Genomic DNA, 13,765 nt, shown 5'->3' on the forward strand with positions numbered 1-13,765 from the left:
GTTTCGATTGGAGATGAAGGTTGGTATGGGCAAAGACAAAGGCGAGTATTCGTTCTCGACGTGCTGGAACATCAAACGCCATCAGGCGGGCGACGCCATGATCGAAGAAATACGCGATCTTGGCTTCCGGCGCGTCGAGCTGAACTATAACGTAACGCCCGAGATGCTCCGGACGATCGAACCGATGATCGAACGCGGCGATATCGGGGTATCAAGCGTACACAATACATTTCCACACATAGCGGACCCCGATTACGGAACCGATTCCGTGTTGCTCGGGTTCGATGACGAGGAGAAGCGGCAGCGGTCGATCGATCTGCTGATCCGTTCTGCCGAATATGCGAACCGTTACGGGGCGCAGGCCGTCGTCGTTCATCCCGGCGAGGTGCCGTTCGACTATAACATCGATCAGGCGCTCAAAAAGATTTACAACGAGCAAGGGAAAGAATCCGACGCGTACGCGAAGCTGTGGAGCGAAATGATCGAGCGCCGCGAATCTCTTGCCGCGCGGTATATCAGCCGGATCGGAGACAGTCTGGAGGAAGTGTGCGACCGACTCGAGGCGAAGGGATGGAATATCGCGATCGGCATCGAGACGCGCTCGCGCTGTTATCAGATGCCGACGCTGCGCGAGGCGCGCACGGTGTTCGACCGGCTGCCGGGCGCAAAAGTCGGCCTCTGGTACGATTTTGGCCACGGCATGATGATGGAACGGATGGGGCTGTACGATAATGCGCAAGACATTGCGCTCATTAAGGACAATGTCGTCGGCATTCACATCCATGAGACGGTCGGCCTGTCCGACCACTGGTGTCCTTACGTGCACAGCGGCGACATGGAATACTTCGACCGTTTCCTTCCGATCATCGCGCAAGCTCCGGTTAAAGTATACGAGCTGAAAGCCGCCTGCACACCGGAAGAGATTGAACAAAGCCATGATCTGCTGATGACGAAGCTTGAGGCAGCGCGCTTGGAGGATGATAACGCATGACGATATATGACAAGCTGGTCGCCGTGAACGATGACTGGGTAACGGCAGGCAACGACAATCAAATTACGGACGAAGGCAGCCGCTTCTACGGCGGCGTGGCCGATCCGGACAATGGCATCGCGTGGCCGACTCATACGGGGACGTTGACCGTCATGGCGGTATGGGGATGCGCGCTCGTGAATCCGGATTCCCGGTATTACCACGATGAAGAGTTGCTTGGCCGGCTTGAGTTGGCATCGGCCTTCATCGTTCGCTTCCAACACGCAGACGGCACGATATCGCCGGGTTGGACGAATTTGCACTCGCCGCCGGACACGGCCTTCGCCGTCGTCGGGCTGGCCCAGCTGTACGAGCTGCTCGAGAATCATGAATGGACCGCTTTGGCGCAAGTGCGGACGCTGATCCGGCAGTTCCTCGAGAACTCGGTTCCCGCGCTGCTCACCGGAGGAGGCCACACGCCTAATCATCGCTGGGTGCTGTCGGCAGCACTCGCTTTCCTGCACAGACTGACGGGGAACGAAGCGCTGACGGAGCGCGCTGCTCAGTGGCTGGCGGAAGGAATCGACATTACAGAGGACGGCGAATGGACCGAGCGCAGCAACGGCATCTATAACGGCGTAAGCGACATTATGCTCTACCACGCCGCTGAACTGCTCGGTCGGCCGGAACTGCTCGAACCGGTTCGCCGCAATCTGCGGATGATGGCGTATCTGGTCCATCCGGACGGGGAAGTCGTCACGGACTATTCCGGACGGCAAGATTTCGGCCAGGCGTTCGATATGTCCGGGTATTTTCTCGCGGCAAGCCACATGGCCCATCGCGATCAAGATCCGCTGTTCGCCGCCTTGGCGAAGCTCGGCGGAGAAGCGCTTCACCATCCCGGCGCAATCCCGAACAACGGGCTGCTCGGGTATTTGCTGCATCCGCAGCTGCGCGAAACCGGCGTAACCCCGGGTAATCTGCCTGAACAGTACAAGGTGGTCATCAACGGGCAATTCGACAGGGAGCATTATCTCAGCCAGATGGACGCAGCGGGTCACGGCGGCCGGATCTTCCACAGCCGATTGCATCCCGACTTCGGTGCGCCGGTCGCCCGGCAACGGGATGGGGCGACGAGCCTCACGGTCATGACGGAGACGAATTCGTTCCTGGCGCTCCGGCATGGCGCTGCGCGGCTGCTCGGCGTCCAGGTCAGCAGCTCGTTCGAACCGGGATTCATCAAGATGAACGCGCTGGCGCAGCAGGATAACGGTTACCGTCTGAGCGGCGAGGAGTCCAAAGGCTATTACGGCCCGATTGCGACCGACCGTCTGCCTGCTTCCGCGGGAGGCGCGGTGAGCCCATGGTATCTGCTTCCGCATCAACTGCGCGAGGTAACGCATCTGCAGCACCATCATGTGGATGTAGAGCTGAACGAGACGGAAGACGGCTGGCAGCTTCGCGTTCGGTGCGATAAGCCGGATGTGCTCCTGACGCAGATCTCCTTCGTATTCGGGAAGGAAGGTACCCTCCAAGGAGGAGAGCTCTCGCCCGCCGAGACGGGAACGCAATTCTGGCACGGCGGCGTCGTCACTTACGCAGCAGGCGACGATTGGATCGAACTGGATGGAGGCGCGCACGAGCACCGGGCCAAATCGATCCGAGGTGCTGCCTTCCCGACGAACTGCCAGACGCTGGTCGTTAACGTGCTGACGCCTTACGACCGCACATTCCATATCCGGCTGTCACCGCAGAACGGCGCTAGGGGGAGCGAGCAATGACCGTCTATATCGATTCGCGCAATAGCGCAAGATACGCATTCGGCGATGACGGGCAGCAGATTCTGAATCTGCTGGCCCGCCGCTATGTCGGCGCCAATCCGCCGATTCCGTTCGCACACCGCGCCTTCTCGCGTCAGGGCATGCTGCAGAACGAAGAAGGCTTGTACGATATGGATTTATCCGTCAAGCTGCCGCAGGCGGCCCACGGCGATTATGCCTATGTCTATGGTCTGGTGTGGAGCGACAACGAGCGTTCGATCGACTGCAATCTGGAGCCGATCGGCCCGATCCGTCTATATATGAATGATCAGCTTCTCTTCCGCACGTCCGCTGTCGAGGAGATGGATCCGGATGCGCGCGTCGTCGTTCCGATGCTATTCTCCCCAGGCTGGAACCGGATACTTATCGAGGCACGGCGGACGCCCGCAGGCTTCGGCTGCCGCTTCGGCGCGGATGAAGCCAAGGTGCGCATCTTGAATGTGCTCGCGCCTTTTGCCAGTCGGGAAGGCAGCGCTGGCTGGGTGTATTCCGAGCCGGTGAAGGCGCCTCGTTACGGCGTCGACGCATGGCCTGACGAACAGCAAGAAGAGGCAGCGACCGGCTTGAACTGGCTGCCGCGTACGAACTGGACGGATGACGAAGCCGCTGTGCCGAATCTGGAACGGCTATACGGTCGGCCGGAAGCGCGCGTGGCCGGCTACGGCTGGGCAAGGCTGCCAATTACCGGCGCGGGACCGCTCGTGCTGGAAGGCCGCGTGTTCGGACCGGCATCGGTATGGATCGATGGCGAGCTCGTGCTCAGCCTTTCTGAAGCCGGAACATTCCGCCAAAGCTTGACGCGTTCGATCGGCAGCGGTCACTTGTTAGTCCGCACCGAGAACGGCCCGCAAGGCTGGGGCTTCGAACTGAACGTTTCGGCTGGCGGCAAGCCGATTGTGCTCGAGCAGCCCGTGCATGTGCATGGTTACGGCGGCGCCTGGCTCTATGCCGGACCGGTTGCGGCCAATGGCGAAGTTAGCGCATCAGCCGTCTGCCAAACATCCGAGCTGCTGCCATGCGTGGACCTTAACGGCCGTTCTGCAGGCTATACCTATTGGAGCTTGGACGCACCGGATACCCGGCTTCGCCCGTTCTACGAGAACGCGATGCTGAGCAACAAGTGGACGACAGGAACGGCGACGAACTTCGGGCGCTGGGACTATCCGCTTGGCGTCACGATGTACGGTCTGCTCCGTACTTCGCAAGCCATCGGCAGCGACGAATTGTCCGAGTATGCGCTGTCGCATATTCGCAGCTGTACGGACATGTATGACTACGCGCTGTGGGATAAAGCCGAATACGGGTTCCCGAGCATCAACCATCAGTTGGTGCTGATGAAGATGCTGGATAACTGCGGTTCTTTCGGCTCCGCTATGCTGGAGGCGCACTTGCGTGCCGGGGACGACAATTTCCCCCGCATTGCGGACACGATCGTGGACTTTATGCTGAAGCGGCTGGAACGGAAAGAGGATGGCGCGTTCTTCCGGCTTAGCGAAGGCGAGTATTTCGACAAAACGATGTGGGCGGACGATCTATACATGAGCGGTCCCTTCCTGACTCGCTATGCAATCGTAAGCGGGAAGCAGGAAGTCATGGACGAGGCCGCACGGCAGTTCCTGTTGTACCGGGGATACCTGTTCATGGAAGATCAGCAGATTATGTCCCATGTGCACGATTTCAAATACGGCCAGGCGACGCGCGTACCGTGGGGCCGCGGCAACGGGTGGGTGCTGTTCTCCTTAAGCGAGCTGCTCGAGCACCTGCCGAAGGATCACGAGAACCGCGAAGCGCTGCTCGACTTCTTCCAGTCCATGTGCGATGGCGTTGCCCGTCTGCAAAGCGATTCGGGGTTGTGGCGGCAGGTGTTGAATGAGCCGGAAGCGTATGAGGAAGCGTCGTGTACGGCCATGTTCGCTTACGCCTTCGCGCGCGGCGTCCGTTTCGGATGGCTCGATGATGAAGCGCGGTTTACGGAGTCGGCTCACAAAGCTTGGCGCGGACTTACCAGCGTCGCGATCGACCGCTCAGGCAACGTCCATGGCGTATGCAGCGGCTCCCGCTATTCGTTCTCGCCGGACTATTACATGTATGACCTGCGTACGGTGGTCAACGACAACCACGGCATCGGCATCATGATGCTCGCAGGCGTAGAGGTCAGTCTCCTCAAGTCTTGGCTCGGTAATGGAGCGCTTACAAAATAATTTGCTTAGGTTGTCATACATTCGCTCGCAAGAGCATCTTTTTTAATAATTCTCACTACAAGCATAGACAGGTTCTCAATCTTATCTACATGGCTTGTAGTCCTCCGGAGTGAAACACGTATCGCCACTAACTCTGGCGATCGTTGTTTCACCTTGAAATACAAGCGTAGATAGATTCATGTCTATCTAGAGAACTTGTATTTCTCCGGAGTGAAACACGTATCGCCACTAACTCTGGCGATCGTTGTTTCACCTTGAAATTCAAGCGTAGATAGATTTCATGTCTATCTAGATCACTTGTATTTCTCCGGAGTGAAACACGTATCGCCACTAACTCTGGCGATCGTTGTTTCACCTTGGGTTAAGCGCTTAATCTCACACAAAGGCGGGGATTCGATGAAGACGATCAAGTTGTCGATGGCGCAGGCATTGCTCAAGTTTCTCGACAACCAATACGTATCGATCGATGGGGTAGAAACGAAATTCGTCAAAGGCGTCATGGGCATATTCGGGCATGGAAACGTGACAGGCATCGGCGAAGCGCTCGAGCGCAGTCCTGGCAGCCTGAGTTTCATCCAGGGCAAGAACGAGCAGGGCATGGCCCATGCGGCAGCAGCGTTCGCCAAGCAGAACGGACGCAAGCAAATCTACGCTTGCACATCCTCCATTGGACCAGGCGCGCTAAACATGGTGACGGCAGCCGGTACGGCAACCGTCAACCGAATTCCGCTCCTGTTGCTCCCGGGCGACAACTTCGCTTGCCGCCAGCCCGATCCGGTGCTGCAGCAGCTTGAAGATCCAAGCGACTATACGGTGTCGGCGACAGATGCGTTCAAGCCGGTCAGCCGGTATTGGGACCGAATCGTTCGGCCGGAGCAACTGATCACCGCCGCGCAGCAAGCGATGCGCGTACTGACGGATCCGGCGGAGACGGGCGCCGTTACGCTGGCATTGCCGCAGGATGTACAGGCGGAGACATACGACTATCCGGAAGCTTTCTTCGAGAAGCGCGTCCACATCCTGGACCGCAGACCTCCCGCACGCGATGCGATCGCACGGGCAGCCGAGCTGCTGGTTGGCAAGCGCAAGCCGCTTCTGATCGCAGGCGGCGGCGTCCATTACAGCGATGCGACGGTGGAGGTCGCGGCATTCGCGACGGCATTCGGCATTCCGGTCGCCGAGACGCAGGCAGGCAAGAGCGCGCTGGCATGGGATCATCCGTTGAACATGGGCGGCGTCGGCGTCACGGGGACGCTTGCGGCGAACCGGCTGGCCAAGGAAGCCGACGTTATTATCGGCGTAGGCACCCGCTATTCGGATTTCACGACGGCCTCGAAATCGGCGTTCGGCAACTCGGACGTGCACTTCATTAATATCAACGTCAATGCGTTCGATTCCGTGAAATTAAACGGCGTATCGGTTACGGCGGACGCCAAAGAAGCGATTCGCGCGCTCCATGCGGCGCTGGCGGAAGCGAACTACGCAAGCGGCTATGCCGAAGGCGAGCTGGCTGGACACAAGGCGGAATGGGATCGCGAAGTTGACCGTTTATATACAACCGAACATGCAGATGGCTTATCGCAGACGCGGGCGCTCGGCGTTATCAATGAGTCGCTCAAGCCGTCAGATGTGATCGTCGCAGCGGCAGGAAGCTTGCCGGGCGACCTCCACCGGTTATGGCGTCCATCTGAACCGAAAACCTATCACATGGAATACGGCTTCTCCTGTATGGGTTATGAAGTGAGCGGCGCATTCGGCGCGGCATTGGCGGAACCGAATCGGAACGTCTATGCGGTCGTTGGCGACGGCAGTTACCTGATGCTCCATTCCGAGCTGGTCACGAGTCTGCAGGAAGGCGTGAAGATGACGGTGCTGCTCTTCGACAACAGCGGCTTCCAGTGCATCCATAACTTGCAGCGGAGCCAAGGCAGCGACGGTTTCGGCAACGAGTTCCGCTATCGCGAGCAAGCTACCGGACGACTTAGCGGCGGCTACATGCCAATGGACTTTGCCGCTCATGCGCGCAGCTTGGGCGTAAGCGCTTATACGGTCCGTACGGCCGGCGAGCTTCGCGAGGCGATTGCGCAGGCAGCTAATGAACCGGTATCGACGCTGATCGAGATCAAGGTTCTGCCCGGCACGAATACGTCGGGCTATGAATCCTGGTGGCGGGTCGATGTGCCAGCCGTATCCACAAGCCCGAAAGTCGAGGCGGCGCAGCGCGCGATGGCCGAGGAAACGAGCAAAGCCAGAGAGATCTAGAACTACGGATCAGCATAGCGAGGAGGACGCATGAATGGACGATCACAAGGCTTTTCGCATCGGCATCCATCCCATCAACTGGGTGGGAGAGGACGTCCGCGAGCACGGAGCGGACACGACGTTCGAGACGATCGTGAACGATATAGAACGACTTGGGTTAACCGGCACGGAGATGGGGCGCAAGTATCCGCAGGACCCGGAGGTGCTGAAGCATGAATTATCCTCACGGGGCATACAACTCGTCTCCCAGTGGAAGTCCGTGCTCTTCTCGGATCCCGCATACCGGGAGCAGGAGCTAGCGGCCTACCGGGCGCATGCCGAGTTCCTGCACAGTATGGGCAGCAAGGTCATCAGCACGGCGGAGGTAGGCGGATCGCTGCATTTTGATCCGCGCCGTACGCCTAACGAGAAGGAAGTACTCCGACTCGACGAGGCCGGTTGGCAATCGCTCGCCGAAGGGCTGAACGAGGCAGGCCGGATCGCACGCGAATATGGCCTCGCGCTGACTTACCATCACCACGGCGGGACGGTCGTGGAATCAGGTGAAGAAATCGACCGACTCATGGAGTTGACCGATCCATCCCTCGTCTCCCTGCTGTACGACACGGGACACGCGTATTATGGCGGAGCTGATCCGCTGCAGGTGCTGCGCAAGCATTATGACCGCATTGCCTATATCCATCTGAAAGATGTCCGTCCGGATGTACTTGCGGAGGCACGGGAGGAAGAGGCGGATTTCGTCACCTGTATCCGCAAAGGCGTGTTCACGGTTCCGGGCGACGGCTGCATCGATTTCGCGCCAATTATCGCAGAGTTGGTCGATCGTGGCTACAACGGCTGGGCAATGCTCGAGGGCGAACAAGATCCGGCCACTCATCCACCGTATGAATATGCGCGCAAAGCGCTTGACTATATCGACGCACTCGTTCCAGGCGGTGCGCGGGAGGGAGCTCAGCCATGACCAATCATAACGTCACGTTCGATGCGGCGAAGCCGCTGGATTTTACCGCAATCGGCCGCTTGTGCATCGACCTGAACGCGAACGAGATTAACCGCCCGATGGAAGAGACGGTAACCTTCACCAAATATGTAGGCGGCTCGCCGGCGAACATCTGCATCGGCATGTCCCGACTTGGACTGAAGACCGCCTTCATCGGCAAAGTTGCCAATGACCAGATGGGCCGCTTCATTACCGGTTATCTGGACAAGGAAGGCATCGACGCGACAGGCGTATCGATCGACCGGACCGGAGCCGTCACGGGACTCGCGTTCACCGAGATCAAGAGTCCGACGGACTGCAGCATTCTGATGTACCGGGACAATGTCGCGGATCTGAAGCTGGAAGCGGGCGAAGTGCCTGAATCCGTCATCGCCGATAGCAAAATGCTCCTCATCTCCGGCACGGCGCTGGCGAAGAGCCCGTCGCGCGAAGCGGTGTTCCAGGCGCTGGAATATGCGAAGCGTCACGGTGCCGTCATTGCCTTCGATCTCGATTACCGCCCGTATACGTGGACGTCCGAGGAAGAGACGGCCGTTTACTATAACCTCGCGGCCGAGAAATGCGACATCATCATCGGGACGCGGGAAGAGTTCGACATGATGGAGCGTCTGGAGAACAATCCGCAGCGGGACGACCGCATCACGGCGTCCAAGTGGTTCGACCACTCGGCGCGCGTCGTCATCATCAAGCACGGCAAGGAAGGCTCGATCGCCTATACGAAGGACGGCGCCTCCCACCGGGCAAGAAGCTTCCCGGCCAAAGTCGTGAAGACATTCGGCGCGGGCGACTCCTACGCAGCCGGCTTCCTTTACGGCCTGATGCAAGGCTGGGACATTAGCGCAAGCATGGAGTTCGGCAGCGCCGCCGCGTGCATCGTCATCTCCAGCCACAGCTGCTCGGACGCCATGCCGCAAGCTCCACAAGTGCATGAATATATTGAACGCTGTCTGGCAGGCGAAATTTCTAGTAACTAAATATGATTATGTTTCCTCAACAATGAGCGGAGGAAGAGGGATGAATCGTAGAAGCGAAAGCGTTCGCCTTTGTGAGTGGATTCCTACCTAAGCAAATTCATCCAACAGAATCCACGAACAACAGCGATCTAAGTTCATCACTCTTACGCAGCGGTTTCTTGTTAGAAACATCAATTCAATCGAAAGAGGGATCTCCCATGACCAACGCAATCGCTCAAACCTTGAATAACTTCATCGGCGGACAATGGGTGCCGTCCCGTTCCGGTAAGACCGAGCCGGTCTATAATCCGGCGACGGAAGAAGTATTGGCCCATGTGCCGATCTCGTCCCGAGAAGAGCTCGACGAGGCGGTCGCCGCCGCGAAGGTCGCGTTCCGCAGCTGGAGCAAGACGCCGGTTCCGCGCCGGGCGCGCGTGCTGTTCAAATACCAGCAGCTGCTCGTCGATCACTGGGAAGAGCTGGCTCGCCTCATCACGCAAGAGAACGGCAAGAGCTACACGGAAGCTTACGGCGAAGTGCAGCGCGGCATCGAATGCGTCGAATTCGCGGCAGGCGCGCCGACGTTGATGATGGGCAAGCAGCTCCCGGACATCGCATCCAATCTCGAATCGGGCATGTACCGCTATCCGATCGGCGTCGTGGGCGGCATTACGCCGTTCAACTTCCCGATGATGGTGCCGTGCTGGATGTATCCGCTTGCGATCGCGTGCGGCAATACGTTCGTGATGAAGCCGTCGGAGCGGACGCCGATCCTCGCCGCTCGTCTTGCCGAGCTGTTCGCCGAAGCTGGACTGCCGGCCGGCGTGCTGAATATCGTGCATGGCGCGCATGACGTGGTCAACGGTATTCTGGAGAATCGTGACGTCGCCGCGGTTTCCTTCGTCGGTTCGCAGCCGGTCGCCGAATACGTCTACAAGACCGGAACGGCGCATGGCAAAAGGGTCCAGGCGCTGGCTGGCGCGAAGAACCACTCGATCGTCATGCCGGATGCGGACCTCGACGCTTCCGTGAATCAGATCGTGAACGCGGCCTTCGGTTCTGCAGGCGAACGCTGCATGGCATGCGCGGTCGTCATCGCGGTCGGCGACGTTGCCGATTCCCTCGTGGCGAAGCTTCAGGAAGCGGCCGACGCGATCACGATCGGCAACGGCCTGAATGAAGGCGTCTTCCTGGGTCCGATTATTCGGGATTCGCACAAAGCGCGCACGCTCGGTTACATCGAGGCGGGCGAGCAGGAAGGCGCAACGCTGCTGCGCGACGGGCGCAAAGATGCGGCTGCGAGCGAAAGCGGCTACTTCGTCGGCCCGACGATCTTCGATCACGTCAGCTGCGAGATGAAGATCTGGCGGGATGAAATCTTCGCGCCAGTCCTCTCCGTCATGCGTGCCGCAACGCTCGACGAAGCCATCGAGATTGCGAACCGTTCAACGTTCGCGAACGGCGCATGCCTGTTCACGCAGAACGGCAGCCATGTCCGCCAATTCCGCGAGACGATCGATGCCGGCATGCTCGGTATCAACCTCGGCGTTCCAGCGCCAATGGCCTTCTTCCCGTTCTCCGGCTGGAAGGAATCGTTCTACGGCGATCTTCATGCCAACGGCACGGACGGCGTCGAGTTCTACACGCGCAAGAAAATGGTGACAGCTCGCTGGTAATTGCGGCTGACCTGCACATATAGGGCCGTCATACGGCATGGATGCACAAATAAGCGAAGGAAGGGCGCGCGCGATTAGCAACAGCGCGCCCGAATCGGGAGGAACGCAGCATGGGCAAGGTGAGAGTGGGCATTATCGGCGCAGGGCGCATCGGCAAGATTCATGCCGATAATCTGCTTCGCATGGGAGACGCGGAAGTCGTTGCGGTCAGCGATCTGTTCGCGAACGACGAGCTGAACGCATGGGCAAGCGAGCGCGGCATCGGGCTCGTAACGACGGACAGCGCCGAACTGATCGGGCATCCGGACATCGACGCCATCTTTATTTGCTCTTCGACGGACACGCATGTCCCGTTGATTATCCAGGCGGCAGGCGCCGGCAAACATATTTTCTGCGAGAAGCCGGTCAGCATGGACGTGAACCGGACTCGCGAGGCGCTCGAAGCGGTAGAGAAGGCTGGCGTGAAGCTGCAGATCGGCTTTAACCGCCGGTTCGACCATAACTTCAAACGGCTGCGACAACTGGTCGAGCAAGGGCGCGCGGGCGATCCGCATTTGATCAAAATCACGTCGCGTGACCCGAATCCGCCAAGCGCGGCCTACATTCAAGTATCCGGCGGCATCTTCATGGACATGGCGATCCATGACTTCGACATGGCCCGGTTCATGGCCGGCAGCGAGGTCGTAAGCGTGTTCGCGCAAGGCGCGGTGTTGGTGGATCCGGTATTCGCCGAGTATGGCGATCTCGACACGGCAATCACCACGCTTACGTTCGAGAACGGAGCGCTCGCCGTCATCGATAACAGCCGCCGCGCCGCATACGGCTACGATCAGCGCGTCGAGGTGTTCGGTTCCAAGGGTGCCGTCTCCGCCGACAACGATTACCCGAACACGGTCGTCATCAGCGACGAGGAAGGGGTCGTGCGCGACAAGCCGCTGCATTTCTTCCTGGAGCGCTACAATGATGCTTATATCGATGAAACGAGACAGTTCATCGAGAGCGTGCTGCACGACCGTCCGCTCCCGGTAGAAGGCTTCGACGGGCTGCAAGCAGAGTTGATTGCGCGCGCGGCGAAAGAATCCGTTAAGCTGGGCAGACCGGTGAAGCTTGCCGAGCTGACAGCGTTGGCATAATGAAGGAACGGAGCGTGATATACGAATGGCCAATTTAATCGTGACGCCACAATCGGTACCCGGCGAAGACGGCAGCGTCCTTAAGATAACGCCGGAGTCCGCAGGCTGGGATTATGTCGGATTCGAAGTGTTCAAGCTGACTGCGGGCCAGACGCTGAGCCGGGCAACGGGAGATCAGGAAGCGTGCCTTGTGCTGGTTAGCGGCAAAGCGGACCTCTCGACGAACGAGAGCAGCTGGAGCGGCATCGGCGAGCGGATGAACGTATTCGAGCAGATTCCTCCGTACTCGGTCTATGTACCAAGCGGAGACAGCTACACCGTGACGGCGCTGACGGAGCTGGAGTTGGCTGTATGCTTGGCTCCGGGCAGAGGCGGTCGCCAGGCACGCCTGATCGCTCCGCAACAGGTTGGCGTCGAGCATCGGGGCAGCGGCAATATGGCTCGTCTGGTGCACAATATTCTGCCCGAGAGCGAACCGGCGGACAGCCTGCTCGTCGTCGAGGTATTCACGCCAGGCGGTCATTGGTCGAGTTACCCGCCGCATAAGCATGACCGCGACTGCCTGCCGGAAGAATCGCTGCTGGAAGAAACGTACTATTACCACACGAATCCGGTGCAGGGCTTCGCGATTCAGCGCGTCTACACGGATGACCGGTCGCTCGACGAGACGCTGACCGTAGGCGACAGCCAAGCGGTACTGGTGCCTAAAGGTTACCATCCGGTATCGGCGCCGCCAGGCTACGACGTCTACTACTTGAACGTCATGGCGGGTCCGACCCGGACGTGGAAGTTCTACAACGACCCGGCACACGCGTGGCTCATGCCGCCGCAGCCGGTTAAGTAATACCTAGAAGACATCTACCCCTTTACAACAATAGGGGTGGATGTCTTTTTCTATTGCCCGCCTCTAGTCTAGCTCAAGTGCAGTCTGGAGATGGAGGTTTACATTATTTTACAGTAATATAATCAACTCGTTATCACTTGAGTTACGTTCCTTGCAGGGGATTTCATTCCAATCTTGACCATTTGAAGGAGGAATGCGATGTGAACGAGTTCATCGAGTTTCGAAAGGTAACGAAGCAATATACGATTGGCGAAGTGCCGGTCACGGCGCTGGACGGGATTGATTTCACTCTAACCAAAGGCGAATTCGTCGTGATCCTCGGCGCAAGCGGTGCCGGTAAAAGCACGATTCTGAACATCCTTGGCGGAATGGATACGGCCACCTCGGGCCAAATCATCGTCGGTGGTCAGGACATTACAAGATGGAACGACAAACAATTAACGCAGTATCGCGCTGAGCAGGTTGGCTTCGTGTTTCAATTTTATAACCTGATTCCGAACTTAACCGCGCTGGAGAATGTGGAATTTGCCGCGGAGGTGTGTAGAAACCATCTTGACCCCAGGGAAATTATGGACCGTGTCGGTCTAAAGGAGAGAATCAACCATTTTCCATCCCAGCTCTCCGGCGGCGAACAGCAGCGCGTCGCGATTGCAAGAGCGGTTGCCAAGAATCCCTTGCTGCTGCTGTGTGACGAACCGACCGGCGCGCTGGATGATCGGACGGGCAAGGCGGTATTGAAGCTTTTGGAAGAGCTGAACAAGCAATTGAACACCTGCATCGTCTTGGTGACGCATAACGCCGCGATTGCGCCAATGGCTGACACCATCATCAAGGTGAAGAGCGGAAAGATTGAACGCATAACGAGGAATGACAGGAAGTTAAGCGTTGAAGGGATCGAGTGGTGAG

General features: G+C 58.5%; 10 protein-coding genes. All 10 read left to right on the forward strand.

Features of this window, described 5'->3' with window-relative positions; genetic code table 11:
* Positions 1-25 precede the first annotated feature (25 nt).
* The 10 genes from FHS18_RS08405 to FHS18_RS08450 all read left to right on the forward strand — a co-directional run bounded on the left by FHS18_RS08405 (position 26) and on the right by FHS18_RS08450 (position 13,764).
* A complete protein-coding gene (locus tag FHS18_RS08405) occupies positions 26-991 on the forward strand; it encodes a sugar phosphate isomerase/epimerase family protein (protein ID WP_183598971.1) in 966 nt (321 codons plus the stop codon).
* Entirely contained in the window at positions 988-2,751 is a 1,764-nt protein-coding gene (locus tag FHS18_RS08410) for a prenyltransferase/squalene oxidase repeat-containing protein (RefSeq protein WP_183598973.1), read from the forward strand. The genes FHS18_RS08405 and FHS18_RS08410 overlap by 4 nt, the downstream gene beginning before the upstream one ends.
* On the forward strand, positions 2,748-4,991 hold the full coding sequence (locus FHS18_RS08415; protein WP_183598975.1) for a glycoside hydrolase family 88/105 protein: 2,244 nt from the start codon (positions 2,748-2,750) through the stop codon (positions 4,989-4,991). The genes FHS18_RS08410 and FHS18_RS08415 overlap by 4 nt, the downstream gene beginning before the upstream one ends.
* Before the next feature lie 396 nt (positions 4,992-5,387).
* A complete protein-coding gene (gene iolD / locus FHS18_RS08420) occupies positions 5,388-7,253 on the forward strand; it encodes a 3D-(3,5/4)-trihydroxycyclohexane-1,2-dione acylhydrolase (decyclizing) (RefSeq protein WP_183598977.1) in 1,866 nt (621 codons plus the stop codon).
* A gap of 34 nt (positions 7,254-7,287) precedes the next feature.
* Complete coding sequence (gene iolE, locus FHS18_RS08425) at positions 7,288-8,214, forward strand: myo-inosose-2 dehydratase (protein WP_183598978.1); 927 nt, start codon at positions 7,288-7,290, stop codon at positions 8,212-8,214.
* Complete coding sequence (gene iolC, locus FHS18_RS08430) at positions 8,211-9,227, forward strand: 5-dehydro-2-deoxygluconokinase (RefSeq protein WP_183598980.1); 1,017 nt, start codon at positions 8,211-8,213, stop codon at positions 9,225-9,227. The genes iolE and iolC overlap by 4 nt, the downstream gene beginning before the upstream one ends.
* 197 nt (positions 9,228-9,424) lie before the next feature.
* A complete protein-coding gene (locus FHS18_RS08435) occupies positions 9,425-10,882 on the forward strand; it encodes a CoA-acylating methylmalonate-semialdehyde dehydrogenase (RefSeq protein WP_183598982.1) in 1,458 nt (485 codons plus the stop codon).
* A 110-nt stretch (positions 10,883-10,992) separates the two neighbouring features.
* Positions 10,993-12,015, forward strand: coding sequence for an inositol 2-dehydrogenase (gene iolG, locus FHS18_RS08440; RefSeq protein WP_183598984.1), 1,023 nt, complete (start codon positions 10,993-10,995; stop codon positions 12,013-12,015).
* A gap of 25 nt (positions 12,016-12,040) precedes the next feature.
* Positions 12,041-12,859, forward strand: a complete 819-nt coding sequence (gene iolB, locus FHS18_RS08445; RefSeq protein ID WP_183598986.1) for a 5-deoxy-glucuronate isomerase — start codon at positions 12,041-12,043, stop codon at positions 12,857-12,859.
* A 200-nt stretch (positions 12,860-13,059) separates the two neighbouring features.
* Positions 13,060-13,764, forward strand: a complete 705-nt coding sequence (locus tag FHS18_RS08450; protein WP_183598988.1) for an ATP-binding cassette domain-containing protein — start codon at positions 13,060-13,062, stop codon at positions 13,762-13,764.
* The last annotated feature ends 1 nt before the right edge of the window (position 13,765 follow it).

The sequence above is a fragment of the Paenibacillus phyllosphaerae genome, from assembly GCF_014192105.1.
GTDB classification, from domain to species: domain Bacteria; phylum Bacillota; class Bacilli; order Paenibacillales; family Paenibacillaceae; genus Paenibacillus_Z; species Paenibacillus_Z phyllosphaerae.